Below are 13,832 nucleotides of genomic sequence, written 5' to 3'. Positions count from 1 at the left end.
ATGGACTCGCTGACCCTGGCCATCTCGCAGGGATCGCTGCGCCGTGGATCGGCCGCATGCTATATCGACATCAACCACCCTGAGATCGAGGAATTCCTCGAAATCCGCAAACCCTCGGGCGATTTCAACCGCAAGGCGCTGAACCTGCACCACGGCGTTCTCGTCACCGACGAGTTCATGGAAAAGGTGCGCGCGGGCGAGGAATTCGATCTCGTGTCCCCGCGCGATGGTTCCGTGCGCAAGACCGTCGATGCGCGGAGCCTGTTCCAGAAGCTGGTCGAAACGCGCCTCGCCACGGGTGAGCCCTACATCGTGTTCTCGGACACGGTGAATTCGATGATGCCCAAGCATCACCGTGACCTGGGTCTGAAAGTTTCGACCTCCAACCTGTGCAGCGAAATCACGCTGCCCACGGGCCGTGACCACCTGGGCAATGATCGTACGGCGGTTTGCTGCCTCAGCTCGCTCAACCTCGAAAAGTGGGACGAGTGGAACGGCGACAAGCAGTTCATCGAGGATGTGATGCGCATGCTCGATAACGTGCTGCAGGACTATATCGACCGCGCGCCGCCCGAAATGGCGCGTGCCAAATATTCCGCTTCGCGCGAGCGCAGCGTCGGCATGGGCGTGATGGGTTTCCACTCGTTCCTGCAGTCGAAGAACCTGCCGCTTGAAGGGCCGATGGCGAAGGCGTGGAACATCAAGATGTTCCAGCACATCAATGCCAAGGCGAACGAAGCCTCGATGGTGCTCGCGCACGAACGCGGGCCGTGCCCCGATGCGGAAGAAATGGGCGCGATGGAGCGGTTCAGCTGCAAGATGGCGATCGCGCCGACCGCATCGATCAGCATTATCTGCGGCGGCACCTCGGCCTGCATCGAGCCGATCCCGGCCAATATCTACACCCACAAGACACTGTCGGGTTCGTTCATCGTCAAGAACCCGTACCTGCAGGAACTGCTGGCGAAGAAGAGCAAGGATTCCACCAATGTCTGGAATTCGATCCTCGAACGCGGCGGCTCGGTCGCCCATCTCGATTTCCTGACGCCGGAGGAAAAGGCGGTCTTCAAGACCAGCTTCGAAATCGACCAGCGCTGGCTACTTGAATTCGCGGCGGATCGCTCACCGATGATCGATCAGGCGCAGAGCCTCAACCTCTTCATCCCCGCCGATGTCGACAAGTGGGACCTGATGATGCTGCACTTCCACGCGTGGGAGAAGCGGATCAAGTCGCTCTACTACCTGCGGTCCAAGAGCGTGCAGCGCGCAGGCTTTGCCGGCGGGGTGGAGGCGGACAACACCTCCGAAGCCGCGAAGTACGAACTCAATGCGGGCGCGGGCGAACAGACCGATTACGAGGAATGCCTCGCCTGCCAGTAGGGCCCATCGATCCCGGTGTAGCCAGCACAAGCTGCTGAAAAGCGAAGGATCAGCCCTAGCGTAAAAACGAGAAACCCCGGCAGGCCGTGAAGGCTTGCCGGGGTTCCGTGGGTCAAGCTGCGGGTGCAGCTTTCCTCTCCACCTCTTGGATGGGTTTATGCCGGTGTGGTCGCCTTGTTGCCGAGGCCGACGGGCAGCGGCGTGCCTTCCTTCAGGTACACGCGGTTGTCGTCGATCTTCTCGACCGCATCCAGCGCGACGAAGTGGTGCTGGTCGTCCATCGCGTCGGACTTGGTCAGCTTGATCCGGTCATCTGCGACTTCGTCCACCGTGCCGACATGCTGGCCGGTGGCGTCGGCGACTTCCATGTGCTCCTTGATACGAATCTTCTCGAACATAAAATACTCCAATCTTTTCATGAGCCTGCATTGGCCCGCTGTATAACTGTAGAACGGCTGGGCGGGCAAAACCGTTCCTCGGTTCGTCGATGCAGCAGCACGCTTCGCTTCTGCGCCCTGCTGCCGGGGCCCACCAGTCGTGTAGACGGGCGCCGCGCGGAGCGGCATGATGGTGGCGATGGGGCAAGACGTGGTTCTTCAGGTCGGCGTGACCACCTTTACGGCCGAGGATCTTCACTTCTTCGCATTTTGCGCCTTCGCCGGATTGGGTATCGGGCTGGTGCCCGGGGTCTGGTGGCGCCTGCGCGACTGGCGCATTCGCCGGGCGCGAACGGCGGGCAAGGACGATATCGCGGATATCCTCGCGCTGGATCACGATGAGGAGAATCGCCCGAAGTCGTTTGCAAGCATCCTGCCTGCGGTCGCGTTCATGATTGTCGGCGTGCCGGCACTTACGATCTTCCAGCAGAATTTCGCGGATGACGCTGCGGGATTGCTGGGGGAGAGGTTTGCGTGGGCGGCCATGCCGCTGGCATTCGCCCTGGTGACAGGGTGTTTCTGGATGTGGGACCGTATCCGTCGCAACTTCATGTCTCTCGAAGAGCGCGCCGCGCTGGAGGAGCAGGACGAGCACCAGCGATGGATGGATGAGTTTGTCAACGGCGCGCACCTTTCGCCCGCAATCCTTGGCGTTGTTTTCCTGCTCACCATCGCGGCGATCCTGGCGGCCATGCTGGCGGGCTGACCGATTGGCGCCGGGCTGGCGGCGCAACCCACCGCTTATCCCCGCCGCGTCTTGCCCCCCGCGTGGAAGTTACTTCCGCGAATCGCTATATCGGATGGTCCGGACCGGAATCGGCCCGGAATCGGCAACGCCACCAACCACCAGACGCGCACCCGGAGTTACCCCATGTCGCTGCTCGAAGCCCGCAAGACCTACAAGCCGTTCGAATATCCGTGGGCCTACGACTTCTGGAAGCGCCAGCAGCAGATCCACTGGATGCCCGAAGAGGTTCCGCTGGGCGAGGATTGCCGCGACTGGGCGCAGAAGATCTCCGAGCACGAGCGTAACCTGCTCACCCAGATCTTCCGCTTCTTCACGCAGGCCGATGTCGAGGTGCAGGATTGCTACCACGACAAGTACGGCCGCGTGTTCAAGCCGACCGAGGTCAAGATGATGCTGACCGCATTCAGCAACATGGAGACGGTGCACATCGCAGCGTACAGCCACCTGCTCGACACGATCGGCATGCCCGAAAGCGAATATTCCGCCTTCCTCGAATACGAGGAGATGAAGGACAAGCACGATTACCTGCAGCTGTTCGGGGTGGATACGGACGAGGATATCGCCCGCACGCTGGCGGCATTCGGCGGCTTTACCGAAGGCATGCAGCTGTTCGCCAGCTTCGCCATGCTGATGAACTTCCCGCGCTTCAACAAGATGAAGGGCATGGGCCAGATCGTCAGCTGGTCGGTCCGCGACGAAAGCCTCCACTGCGAAGGCATTATCCGCCTGTTCCATGAATTCGTGCGCGAGCGGGACTGCTACACCAAGGCGGTGAAGGAAGACATCATCGACATCTGCCAGAAGTCCGTGCGGCTGGAGGACAACTTCATCGACCTCGCCTTCGAAATGGGCCCGGTTTCGGGCATGACCGCGAAGGAGATCAAGAAGTATATCCGCTACATCGCGGACTGGCGACTGGGCCAGCTGGGCCTGCAGCCGATCTACATGATCGACGAGCATCCGCTGCCCTGGCTGACCCCGCTGCTGAACGGAGTGGAGCACGCGAACTTCTTCGAACAGCGCGCGACCGAATATTCGAAGGGCGCCACCAAGGGCAACTGGCAGGACGTGTGGAGCACGTTCGACAAGCGCAACAAGGCCAAGGCCGCGAACGAGGAAGAGGCGGTCGACGACGGCCCGGGCCTGTTCGGGGATGAAGCTGGCGAGGGTGTGCAGGCGGCGGAGTAGCGCGTGAAACTGTTCCTGAACAACTATCGGTGTTTTGCGGAAACTCGAGAAATTGAAGTTCTGCCATTAACGCTAATTGTTGGTGAAAACAGTTCTGGCAAGACATCTCTAATGGCTGCGTTGCGATTTAGTTTGGAGCTTTCCCGGTCAGGGGCAACTTCATTCTTTAACGTTTACCCGTTTGATCTAGGGCCATACGATGACATAGTTCACGAATCGGGCCTAAAATCTACTTCAGAACGTTTTTCCCTCAAAATTGAGAAATACGTCGATCCAAATAGTACGAGATTCTTTCCGCACGAGAGCTCTGCTGCCTCGGAGGTCCGCAAAGTCCTCGTTTCTTGCACTTTCTTTTTTAAATCAAATTATGGCGATACGGTCTTATCGAGCATTAGACTTGAATGCGAGGGCGATCAAATGGACGTCCGGTACGACGAAGATATGCGTGTCACCATTCTTTCTGGCGACACAAGGTCAGAATTAAGTCAACCCAGCATGTTTTCCGAAGCGCCGTCAAATGCCGCAGTGAGCTTACAAAACTCCTTCTACATGTTGATGACATTGTACTATCATCAAGATGATAAAGAAAAAGCGAGCTTTGAGCGAAGAAAGCTAAGAAGATTTGCGGCGCTTTATGACGCCCTGCTTTCGGACAATCACCATGTTGTTGCAACGCCTCCTGTAAGATCAGTTCCGAGAAAAGTTTATACGGCGTCTGATGATGCCACAATTGATCGTGCCGAGAGTGCTCCGCACGAGCTTAGTAAGGTAAAAAGATCCGATAAAAAGCGCTGGGCGCGACTGAATAGGGAGCTGAATAGGTATGGTAAGCAGGCTGGACTATTTAACAAACTCGATGTTAAGAAGCTAACTCACCAAGATTCAGGGCCTTTCCAGCTTAAGGTTACCGTGCGAGGCCGTTCGACGGCTATTGCTGATGTCGGCTATGGCGTGAGCCAGTCTCTGCCAATCTTTGCTGATTTGGTCAATTACCGGGGGTCGAAGGCGGCGCTTTTACTACAGCAACCAGAGGTACACCTTCACCCAAGGGCGCAAGCTGAGCTTGGATCGATATTTGCGGAATTTGTGAATGCGAACTCCAAGGGGCTGGTTATTGCCGAGACCCACAGCGATCATCTAATTGACAGGGTGCGAATAGAGATAAAAGAGGGTCGGCTTAATCCGAAGCTCGTCAACATGGTTTTTCTAGAGCCTGGGAATGAACAGGTAGAGGTTCATCAAATTAGGTTCGATAAGGAAGGCAATCTACGCGGCGCACCTCCCACGTACCGAGACTTTTTCATACGTGAACAAGAAAGAGTGCTTGGCTTCTAATGCCGATCGTGATTGACGCGAATTGTGCGAATTCGCTCGCCTCCGCTACTTGCGAGCCGTCTAAGGCGATAATCGCTTGGGTTCGTAAAGGAGGCATAGTCGAAAGCGGTGGGCGACTTCAGCAAGAGCTAAAGCAAACGCGCCTTAAGGATCTTCTCATGCAATGGAGCGCGGCTGGTCGCCTTGTGATTTTATCGGCTGATCATGTGTTGCGCGAAGAAAGGAAGATTTCCAAGACGTGCCAATCTGATGACCCGCACGTACTAGCTGTGACGAAACTAGGTTCCTCGATGGTAGTAATATCCGGAGATAAAGATCTTCAGTTAGATTTGAAGAAAGGGATCATCGGTAAGCGTTGTAAGATAATTAATTGTAATCAAGGCGTATTCTCTAGTGTGAAAATCGTTCGTTCATTGCTGTCAAAACACGCGTAGAATCTCCTTTGCGAAAGAGCATGAAGGTTTGCGATGGATAATCCTTCATCAGCACCACCTCACCCGCGCTCCACCCCACTTCCCGGCAACACCCTCTGCCACCAGCGCATCGACCGCGCTCGATCCATCGCGCGAGAGAACCCGCAGCTTGCGGCCATAGCGGTCCGCGTCGCGGCCATCGGGGTTGGGCAGCACCTCGAACGCGCCTTCGTTGAGCCATCGCGTCAGCCGCGCGGTGGCGCGCTCGCCTGCGATCCGCTCCGCCTCGCAGGCGGGCCGTGAAATCTCCGGCGCGTCGATATCGGCGATGCGGATCTTGGTCCCCTCCAGCCAGATCGTGTCGCCATCGACCACGCAGGTGATCCGCCGCGCGCCAATACAGCGCGCGAAGTTCGCGGTGACCAATTTGGCGGGACGCTGCGATGCAGTCGCACCGACAGCCACCGCGCCCGCGCCCGGAAGCCCATCGGCAAACAGGATCGCGCTGAACAGCGCCAGCGGAGCCGCGACCAGCACCACTCCCAGCCTACGCGCCGCTTCGCCCCACAAGGATTTGCGTCGCGGCCTCGCAGGTCGCTTCCGCCGAAAGGAGACGATATCGCCCATCCACGCAGGATGGTGGGCAAGGTCTCAAGAAGGTGTGAACTCCTCCCCCGGCAACACCGCTCCCACAGCACACGCTGTCGAGCCCGACGCCGCGCTGTCCTACAGCACATGCGCGCTGCTAGACTCCCGCCCATGTCCGCCGCGCAACCTGCCTGTAACGTCGCCTCGCGCACCTATCCAAAGCGCGCAACAGGCGGGGCCCGTTTCTTGCCTTTAGACACTGTGTCAGGTGTGTCAGGCCGCCGCCGGAATCGATCCTTCGCGAAGGTCCGTCCGGGTCAGAACAGCCACGTCTTCGGGTTGGGCATGGGCCGCTGGTTGGCCGCGTTTGCGAGCGAGAGGATGCTGCGCACGCAATACCAGACGAACATCAGGAAGCCGACCAGGATCGCGCCGAACACCAGCGCGATGATCGCGGGCGGGGGCGGGCCGTCTTGGTGCGAGGCGTGCGGGCCGAAGTCCTCCGTAACGGGGAACCCCATCGACATGGCGATTGCTGCACCGATCGCGCCCGCGTCCAGCAGGATCGTCACCCAGAAGCCGATCCAGAAGGTGCGGATCAGGTAGGTAAAGTGGCTTTCCTCCCACTCGGTCGTGGCCTCCTCGTTGCGCCAGACATAGGCGAGGATCAGGCCGATCAGGATGGTGAAGCCGGTGAACAGGTTCACGAGGTAGAGGATCGAGACGATGATGGGCCGATAGAGCGTCACCCCGGTCGATTCCGCACCGCTCGCCGGTTGCGCGTGCTGATACTCGTCCGCCATGTCGCTCATGATCGTCTCCCCCGATTGCGCGCGATCATACGCTTCGCGCGGCACCGGGCAAGCCTGCGGCCCTTTCGCCCGAATGCGCTTGCGGCGCCGGATCGACCCGCTAGTCTGCGGTGGACAATCGAAGAGGGGGAATTTGCCATGACACACAAGGTCTTGTCGCTGTGTACCGGCCTGGGCACGGGGTTGATGCTGGCCGCGGTATGCGCGGTGCCTGCCGCCGCCCAAAGCTCCGGGGAAGACGAGGGCTCCTCCGTCCTGCTGCGGATGCTGGCGGGCGAATCCGAAGTGCAGGGTGCGGAGCTGGAGGCGGCTCTGGAGGCTGCGTCCGCTCATCCGCTCGGCTCGGCAGAGAACCCGGTGCGCGCCGAAATGCCGCAAGGCCAGCGGGCCTACCTCTCGCGCCTGCGCTGCGCGAACCTGAAACGCCCGGAGTACGAGCGGCAGGGATCGGCAGGAATGTCGCCCTATGGCAACATCGTCGATGTCTATCTGGTCACCTGCGAGGGGAGCGAACCTGCCTCGCGCCGGATCTATATCGACATGTATCATCGTGGCCATATCGAAACGCGGGCGGTGGAAGGCTACGGCATCGTCAGTGCAACCGCGGACTGAGCGCGCACGCGGCGCTCGACCGGGGGTCTGAACCGGTCTGCGGGCGGGGAAATCGGAACGGTGGGCGCTCCCGAACACTTGTTAGGGGAGACACACAAGAAATGGAGATCCCCCGATGGCCGAATTCAACGATGACGATCCGATCCAGAAAGGCACGGGCGGGAAATGGATCTGGCTGGGTGTGATCGTGCTGCTGGCGGTTGCAGCGGTGATCATCTTCCTCAACGCAGATGGCGACGAACCCCAGCTGCCCGACAGTGCGGTGACGACTACCGAAGAACGGCTCGATACGGACCTGACCCCTGACGACGAGATTACCGAAGAGGCGCTGGAAGACGTAAACGGCGCAGGGAACATCGATGTGGTCGAACCCGATCAGGATGCGCTGGAAGGCGATGCCAACGGCGAGATCGTGACGCAGCCGGGCGGGACCGTGCCCGCCGAGTAGGGTGCCAGCCGGGAAGGCGCGGCGTCTCGCGCCTTTCCAAACCCCTCGCGCCGGTATAGCGCGCGAGGCATGAGCGAGAAGACCGAGACCAGCCTGGCGGACGATGCGGGCCTGAAGGCCAGCGTCCTGATCGAGGCGCTGCCCTTCCTGCGTCGCTACGCGGGCCGCACTTTCGTGGTGAAATATGGCGGCCACGCGATGGGCGACACCGCCGCTGCCGCCAGTTTTGCACAGGATGTCGTGCTGCTGAAAGCGGTCGGCATCAACCCGGTGGTGGTCCACGGCGGCGGCCCGCAGATCGGTGCGATGCTGGAGCGGGTCGGGGTCGAAAGCCGTTTCGTCGACGGGCTTCGCGTGACCGACGAGGCGACGGTCGAGATCGCGGAAATGGTCCTCTCGGGAGCGATCAACAAGCAGATCGTCGCCGCGATCCACGCAGCCGGAGGGCGCGCACTGGGCCTCTCGGGCAAGGATGCGGGGCTGGTGCGCGCACGCAAGGTCGCCCGCGCGACCCGCGATGAGGACAGCGCGATCGAACGCGCGGTAGACCTGGGCTTTGTCGGCGAACCCGAAGCGATCGACCCGGCGGTGATCGAGATGGCGACCGCGAGTGGCCTGATCCCGGTAATCGCGCCGATCGGTGCGGGCGAGGAAGGCCAGACCTTCAACATCAATGCCGATACGATGGCGGGTGCACTGGCCGGTGCACTGGGCGCCGCGCGGCTGCTGTTGCTGACGGACGTGGCGGGCGTGCTCGATGCCGACGGGCAATTGGTGGCCGAGCTCGATGCCGAGAAGATCGAGGGCCTGCGGGCATCGGGCGTCATTACAGGCGGGATGATCCCCAAGCTGGAGACCTGCCTCGCCGCAACCCGCGCCGGGTGCGAGGCGGCGGTCATCCTCGATGGGCGAGTGCCGCATGCCATGCTGTTGGAGTTCTTCACCGCCAGCGGTGCGGGCACGCTCGTCAGGGCAGCTGAAAAGGGTTAGGGAGGCTTGCACTCCCTTTCAGGCGTCTTACTCTTGTAAGGCACCCTGCCAATGATATCAGGACAGAAGCGCGAAAAATGCTATTTCTAGACGCTCTCATCTCTATCATCAGCTTGCTTACGAACGTGTTTGTGATGCTGATTATCGTCCAGTTCGTGATCGGGCTGCTGCTGGCCTTCAACGTGGTCAGTAGTGGCAATGACTTTGTCGTGGCGATTTACCGCTCGATCAATTCGCTGCTCGATCCCGTGTTGAGGCCCATCCGGAACTTCCTCCCGCAGACGGGTGCAATCGATTTCTCGCCGCTGGTGCTGATCATCGCCTTGCAGATATTCCTCATTGTCCTCGACGCTATTCGGAACAGCTTGATTTGACCGCCCAGCTGATCGACGGGAAGGCCTTTGCCGCCGATCTGCGCGCGCGGGTGGGCGAGCATGCTGCCGCGTTCTCCGAACAGGCAGGGCGCAAGGCAGGGCTCGCGGTGGTACTGGTGGGCGAAGACGCGGCGAGCGAGGTCTATGTCCGCTCCAAGGGCAAGGCGACCGTGGCTGCCAACATGGAAAGCTTCGAGCATCGCCTGCCCGCCGACACATCGCAGGAGGAGCTGATCGCACTGGTCGAGCAGCTCAATGCCGATCCGGCGGTCGACGGCATTCTGGTGCAGCTTCCGCTGCCCGGCGACCTCGACGAACAGGCTGTGATCGCCGCTATCGATCCGGGCAAGGATGTCGACGGGTTCCATGTCGAGAGCGCCGGCCGCCTGATGGTCGGGCGCGAAGGCTTCGTGCCGTGTACGCCGCTCGGCTGCATCATGCTGCTGCGCGACCGGCATGGTGACCTGTCGGGCCTGAACGCGGTTGTCATCGGGCGCTCCCACATCGTCGGTAAGCCGATGGCGCAGCTGCTGCTCGATGCGAACGCTACCGTCACCATCGCGCATAGCCGCACGAAGGACTTGCCCGAGATCGTGCGCCGTGCCGACATCGTGGTCGCCGCGGTGGGTCGCGCGGAGATGGTCAAGGCCGACTGGATCAAGCCCGGTGCGACAGTGATCGACGTGGGGATCAACCGGCTGATGCCCGCCGAGGGCGAGAGCAAGGGGCGGCTTGTGGGCGATGTCGACTTTGCCGGGGCAAGCGAGGTCGCAGGTGCGATTACTCCCGTGCCGGGCGGGGTTGGCCCGATGACCATCGCGGTGCTGCTGCGCAACACGCTGGTCGCGGCCTACGCGCATGCGGGCCTCGAAGCGCCGGAGGGACTATGATCGCCGGTCTGCGCCTGTTCGCCCTCACGTGCACGGCGCTCGCGCTGGTCGGCTGCGCTGCGGGCGGTCCACCGCGCACACCGCGCAAGATGATCGAGCAGGCATTGCGCGAGGCTCCCTACGCCGCGCAGCCCAGCCTGATCGTTGCGCGCGAGATCGAGTTCGCCCGCGCCGCCCGTGAAGACGGGCAGTGGACTGCGTTCCGTGCTTTCGCGACCGACGATGCGCTGCTGCACGGCCGCAATGGTCCGGTGCCGGCAAAGGCCGCGCTCGGGGGCCTGTCGGATCCCGAAAAGGCAGTGCAGTGGGCGCCGCGTGTGGTGATGATGAGCTGCGACGGCAAGACCGCCGTGAGCCAGGGGCGCTTCCTCGACCCCGACGGCAAGGTGGGGACCTTCGTCACCGTGTGGGAGCGCAATGGCTATTCGGACGACTACAAGTGGTCCTACGATGTGGGTGCGCATGACGTCCCGCAACCGCCGCGTAGGGAAGCGGAGGACGGCGTGCTGGTCGTCACCGCATACGACAATATCCAGGGGCTGGTCGCCGATTGCCCGGCGGCGGGCGAGCAAGTGCCGTCGCCAGAATTCGTCGCACCCCCGGCCGATGGTCGCTCCGGTGAGCAGATGTCTGCCGACGGAACCCTTCGCTGGCGCTGGGAACATCTTGCGGATGGCACCAGGCATGTCCGCGCAGATTACTATACCTCGGGCGCGTGGGAGAAAGTGTTCGACCAGAAGCTTCCCGTATCGCCCGAATGATTTGCCCGCTCGACCCCCAGACCTGCTGACAGGACCGCAGACCGCGCCATGCTCGAACTTTTCGTCTCTGCCTTCGTAACCTTCTTCGTGGTGGTGGACCCGCCCGGGTGCGCGCCGATCTATGCCGGCCTCACCCGCGATGCGAGCCGCGCGCAAACCGTTTCCATGGCGATCCGCGCGACGCTGATCGCGGGGTTGATCCTGCTGGTGTTCGGCCTGTTCGGGGAACAGTTGCTTCGCACGCTGGGGATCGAACTGGACAGTTTCCGCATCGCTGGCGGGATCATGCTGTTCATTATCGCCATCGAGATGGTGTTCGAAAAGCGTACCGAACGGCGGGAGGAACGCGCGGAGAAGATCAACGCCAATCCCGAGATCGAGGATGTTTCTGTGTTCCCTATGGCGATGCCGATGATGGCGGGGCCGGGCGCGATTGCGGCGATTATGCTGCTGATGAACCAGGCCAACGGGATCGAGGAAAGCGCGATCGTATTTGCGGCTGCCGGGGCGGTGCTGCTGCTGACCATGCTGGCGCTGATTGCTGCGGGTCCGCTGATGAAGCTGGTCGGCAACAAGATCGAGGCGGCGATTACGCGCCTGCTTGGCGTGCTCTTGGCAGCCTTCGCGGCACAATTCGTGATCGACGGGCTGCGCGGGACGCTGTTGGCTTAAGGGCAGACCTCGCACTTGGCCTTGGTTTTGATCGTGGGCCATCGGCCACCCACCTCCCCACCCGGCCACCATATCTTGGTGGCACCATTGGTGGCCGGGTGGGGAGGTGGGTGGACGGCTGCCGTCAAACAAAAATAACGAGGTGGGGCGGGAGGTTTGGCCCCAGATCCCTACTGCAGCGTTACCCGATCGTCGCTGCCGGGTTGCTGGCCGAAGAAATACATCAGCTGGACCAGCAGCTCGCACCGCGCCGCCAAGTCCGGCGCTTCGAGTAGCGCCTGTTTCGATGCGGCATCGAAGGGCGCGATCTGGCTGACTCCGTTGATGAGCGACTGGTCGTCGAGCGTGGCGACCGCATCCCAATCCACCGCATAGCCCTGCGCATCTGCGAAGCGGCGCGCCTCGCGCTCGAAGCCCGCACGCTCGATCCCGCTCAACACTTCGTCGCCATCCTCTGCGATCAGTTCTCCCTCGACCTGCCGGAAGGGCGTGGCGACATCGAGTTCGCGCAGGATGCGGAAGCGGCTCTCGCCATCGAGCACGACGTTATAGCGCCCGTCGTCCATCGCTTCGATCTCGTCGATCCGGCCCACGCAGCCAATATCGTAGAGCGGCGCGCCTTCCCGGTCGGTCTTGGGCTGGATCATCGCGATCCGCCGGTCTCGCGCGAGCGCATCGCTGACGAGTGCGCGATAGCGCGGCTCGAACATGTGGAGCGGCAGTTGCAGGCCGGGGAACAGGATCGCTCCTGTCAGCGGGAAGATCGAAAGGCGCAACGCAAGTCAGCCGAACAGGATCTTTGAGAGGCGGCGGCGGGTGGCGACCACCCAGGGGTCTTCCAGCCCGACAGCTTCGAATATCTGCAGCAGCTTGGTGCGGGCAGCACCTTCGTTCCACTCGCGATCGGCTTCGACCATGGCGAGCAGCTCGTCAGCCGCGGCATCGCGCTGACCCGCTGCGAAGGCCGCTTCGGCATAGGCATAGCGCGCGTCCATATCGCCGCCCTGTGCCTTCTCGCGCAGCGTGGCGAGTTCGCCCTCGTCCACCTTCTCGCCCGCAAGCTCGATGGCCGAACGCGCCTGCTTGATCGCAGGGTCTTCGGCCAGGGTCGCATCGAGGCTGTCGAGATGTTCGCGCGCCTTGTCGGCCTCGCCCAGCGCCACCATAGCGCGCACCAGCCCTGCGTGCGCTGCCGCATTGTCGGGCGCCATGTCGATCACTTGCGCAAAGATGCCCAGCGCCCGCTCGTTCTCGCCTTCTGCGAGCACGGCTTCCGCCATCTCGATAAACTGTGCGACGTCCTGCTGCGGCTGGTCGCCAGCGCCCTCGCCAATCGGGAGCTGCGCCAGGATCTGGTCGAGCGCCTGCTTCAGTTGGCTCTCGCTGCGCGCACTGGTGAGATCGGCGACCGGGCGCCCCTGGAACATCGCGTAGACCGTCGGGATCGACTGGACCTGGAACTGGCTGGCGATGAACTGCTCTTCATCGACATTGACTTTCTTCAGCACCACGCCCTTGTCGGCGTATTCCGCTGCAACCTTTTCCAGCACCGGGGTGAGCGCCTTACACGGGCCACACCACTCGGCCCAGAAATCGAGCACCACAAGGTTGGCCATCGACGGTTCGACGACATCCTTCTGGAAGCGTTCAACGGCTTTTTGTTCTTCGATATTGAGCCCCATGCTGGCCAAGTGCGGTCCCCTTGCAGACATAAAATGGATTCGGACGTGATGCCCCAATGTGGGCCTTCGAGGGGCGATGTGAAGGGTGTTAACGCAGGCGTGATTTTGCGCTTGCGGAGGCGGGCATGCGTTGCTACTTGCCCGCTTCCCGTTCCGGAGGGGCCACCGCGCCGACCGCCGGAAACGCCATGTGAGCGGGCGTAGCTCAGGGGTAGAGCACAACCTTGCCAAGGTTGGGGTCGGGCGTTCGAATCGCCTCGCCCGCTCCATTAAAACCATCGGAAATCAGGTCTTTTACCCGCCTCTGTGTAGAGGCCGATGGTGGCTATCTTGCAGAAACCGACCGGAACAAACGGCGAATTACAGGAAGTCCTCGTACAAATCCCGTACAGCATTCAATTCAGAAATTGATTTCGCAAGGCGTAATGGTTGCCCCACGATGCCGACAGACCTTGCAGCGCGATCGGCGCTCGATCTGGTCTATATCCAACGGCGCGCGGCG

16 protein-coding genes and 1 tRNA gene are annotated in these 13,832 nt (G+C 61.5%); 12 read left to right on the top strand and 5 right to left on the bottom strand.

The genetic code is table 11. The annotated features are described in order from the left end of the window. A partial coding sequence (locus ACEQXE_RS14025; protein ID WP_370180265.1) for a ribonucleoside-diphosphate reductase subunit alpha occupies positions 1–1,380 on the top strand: 1,380 nt, incomplete at its 5' end. A 155-nt stretch (positions 1,381–1,535) separates the two neighbouring features. Here the strand turns inward: ACEQXE_RS14025 and ACEQXE_RS14020 are convergent. Then, positions 1,536–1,778, bottom strand: a complete 243-nt coding sequence (locus ACEQXE_RS14020) for a DUF2171 domain-containing protein (RefSeq protein ID WP_370180264.1) — start codon at positions 1,776–1,778, stop codon at positions 1,536–1,538. A gap of 208 nt (positions 1,779–1,986) precedes the next feature. Here ACEQXE_RS14020 and ACEQXE_RS14015 point away from each other — a divergent pair, with 208 nt between their 5' ends. From ACEQXE_RS14015 to ACEQXE_RS14005, 3 genes are all read left to right on the top strand, one after another. Then, entirely contained in the window at positions 1,987–2,523 is a 537-nt protein-coding gene (locus ACEQXE_RS14015) for a hypothetical protein (RefSeq protein WP_370183441.1), read from the top strand. 165 nt (positions 2,524–2,688) lie between these two features. Beyond that, complete coding sequence (locus tag ACEQXE_RS14010) at positions 2,689–3,753, top strand: ribonucleotide-diphosphate reductase subunit beta (protein WP_370180260.1); 1,065 nt, start codon at positions 2,689–2,691, stop codon at positions 3,751–3,753. A gap of 3 nt (positions 3,754–3,756) precedes the next feature. Next, positions 3,757–5,088: an AAA family ATPase gene (locus ACEQXE_RS14005; protein WP_370180258.1), complete on the top strand. Its 1,332-nt coding sequence runs from the start codon at positions 3,757–3,759 to the stop codon at positions 5,086–5,088. Positions 5,089–5,570: 482 nt separating this feature from the next. On the opposite strand, the gene ACEQXE_RS14000 is transcribed toward ACEQXE_RS14005, so the two are convergent. Next, positions 5,571–6,038: a thermonuclease family protein gene (locus ACEQXE_RS14000; RefSeq protein WP_370183438.1), complete on the bottom strand. Its 468-nt coding sequence runs from the start codon at positions 6,036–6,038 to the stop codon at positions 5,571–5,573. 368 nt (positions 6,039–6,406) lie between these two features. Next, a complete protein-coding gene (locus ACEQXE_RS13995) occupies positions 6,407–6,901 on the bottom strand; it encodes a DUF4870 family protein (RefSeq protein ID WP_370180256.1) in 495 nt (164 codons plus the stop codon). A 138-nt stretch (positions 6,902–7,039) separates the two neighbouring features. Here ACEQXE_RS13995 and ACEQXE_RS13990 point away from each other — a divergent pair, with 138 nt between their 5' ends. The 7 genes from ACEQXE_RS13990 (at position 7,040) to ACEQXE_RS13960 (ending at position 11,648) form a co-directional block, all read left to right on the top strand. Next, complete coding sequence (locus tag ACEQXE_RS13990; RefSeq protein WP_370180254.1) at positions 7,040–7,513, top strand: hypothetical protein; 474 nt, start codon at positions 7,040–7,042, stop codon at positions 7,511–7,513. Between the two features lie 115 nt (positions 7,514–7,628). Continuing rightward, entirely contained in the window at positions 7,629–7,961 is a 333-nt protein-coding gene (locus tag ACEQXE_RS13985) for a hypothetical protein (protein WP_370180252.1), read from the top strand. A gap of 69 nt (positions 7,962–8,030) precedes the next feature. Beyond that, entirely contained in the window at positions 8,031–8,951 is a 921-nt protein-coding gene (argB, locus tag ACEQXE_RS13980) for an acetylglutamate kinase (protein ID WP_370180250.1), read from the top strand. Between the two features lie 77 nt (positions 8,952–9,028). Then, positions 9,029–9,325, top strand: coding sequence for a YggT family protein (locus tag ACEQXE_RS13975; RefSeq protein WP_370180248.1), 297 nt, complete (start codon positions 9,029–9,031; stop codon positions 9,323–9,325). Then, positions 9,322–10,215 carry a bifunctional methylenetetrahydrofolate dehydrogenase/methenyltetrahydrofolate cyclohydrolase FolD gene (gene folD, locus ACEQXE_RS13970; RefSeq protein ID WP_370180247.1) on the top strand — a complete coding sequence of 298 codons (894 nt, stop codon included), beginning with the start codon at positions 9,322–9,324 and terminating at the stop codon, positions 10,213–10,215. The genes ACEQXE_RS13975 and folD overlap by 4 nt, the downstream gene beginning before the upstream one ends. Then, positions 10,212–10,976, top strand: coding sequence for a hypothetical protein (locus ACEQXE_RS13965; RefSeq protein WP_370180246.1), 765 nt, complete (start codon positions 10,212–10,214; stop codon positions 10,974–10,976). The genes folD and ACEQXE_RS13965 overlap by 4 nt, the downstream gene beginning before the upstream one ends. 48 nt (positions 10,977–11,024) lie before the next feature. Then, positions 11,025–11,648, top strand: a complete 624-nt coding sequence (locus ACEQXE_RS13960) for a MarC family protein (RefSeq protein WP_370180244.1) — start codon at positions 11,025–11,027, stop codon at positions 11,646–11,648. A 170-nt stretch (positions 11,649–11,818) separates the two neighbouring features. Here the strand turns inward: ACEQXE_RS13960 and ACEQXE_RS13955 are convergent, their stop codons facing one another. Together ACEQXE_RS13955 and ACEQXE_RS13950 are read right to left on the bottom strand one after the other, a co-directional pair. After that, positions 11,819–12,424, bottom strand: coding sequence for an LON peptidase substrate-binding domain-containing protein (locus ACEQXE_RS13955; RefSeq protein ID WP_370180243.1), 606 nt, complete (start codon positions 12,422–12,424; stop codon positions 11,819–11,821). 6 nt (positions 12,425–12,430) lie between these two features. Then, a complete protein-coding gene (locus tag ACEQXE_RS13950) occupies positions 12,431–13,330 on the bottom strand; it encodes a tetratricopeptide repeat protein (RefSeq protein WP_370180267.1) in 900 nt (299 codons plus the stop codon). A 194-nt stretch (positions 13,331–13,524) separates the two neighbouring features. Between ACEQXE_RS13950 and ACEQXE_RS13945 the strand changes: the two genes are divergently transcribed. Then, positions 13,525–13,599 (top strand) — tRNA-Gly (locus ACEQXE_RS13945). Positions 13,600–13,832: the final 233 nt, after the last annotated feature.

Origin of the sequence: Alteriqipengyuania sp. (assembly GCF_964222115.1) — a bacterium.
GTDB lineage: Bacteria > Pseudomonadota > Alphaproteobacteria > Sphingomonadales > Sphingomonadaceae > Alteriqipengyuania.
The sequence above is the reverse complement of the archived record's forward strand: the minus strand, read 5'-3'. Positions and strand labels throughout refer to the sequence as shown.

Bases quoted from the DNA above. Each gene is read 5' to 3' on its own strand.
- ACEQXE_RS14020 (WP_370180264.1), bottom strand. From the start codon at position 1,778: ATGTTCGAGAAGATTCGTATCAAGGAGCACATGGAAGTCGCCGACGCC.
- ACEQXE_RS14010 (WP_370180260.1), top strand. From the start codon at position 2,689: ATGTCGCTGCTCGAAGCCCGCAAGACCTACAAGCCGTTCGAATATCCG.
- ACEQXE_RS13995 (WP_370180256.1), bottom strand. From the start codon at position 6,901: ATGAGCGACATGGCGGACGAGTATCAGCACGCGCAACCGGCGAGCGGT.
- ACEQXE_RS13990 (WP_370180254.1), top strand. From the start codon at position 7,040: ATGACACACAAGGTCTTGTCGCTGTGTACCGGCCTGGGCACGGGGTTG.
- ACEQXE_RS13985 (WP_370180252.1), top strand. From the start codon at position 7,629: ATGGCCGAATTCAACGATGACGATCCGATCCAGAAAGGCACGGGCGGG.
- argB (WP_370180250.1), top strand. From the start codon at position 8,031: ATGAGCGAGAAGACCGAGACCAGCCTGGCGGACGATGCGGGCCTGAAG.
- ACEQXE_RS13975 (WP_370180248.1), top strand. From the start codon at position 9,029: ATGCTATTTCTAGACGCTCTCATCTCTATCATCAGCTTGCTTACGAAC.
- ACEQXE_RS13965 (WP_370180246.1), top strand. From the start codon at position 10,212: ATGATCGCCGGTCTGCGCCTGTTCGCCCTCACGTGCACGGCGCTCGCG.
- ACEQXE_RS13960 (WP_370180244.1), top strand. From the start codon at position 11,025: ATGCTCGAACTTTTCGTCTCTGCCTTCGTAACCTTCTTCGTGGTGGTG.
- ACEQXE_RS13950 (WP_370180267.1), bottom strand. From the start codon at position 13,330: ATGGGGCTCAATATCGAAGAACAAAAAGCCGTTGAACGCTTCCAGAAG.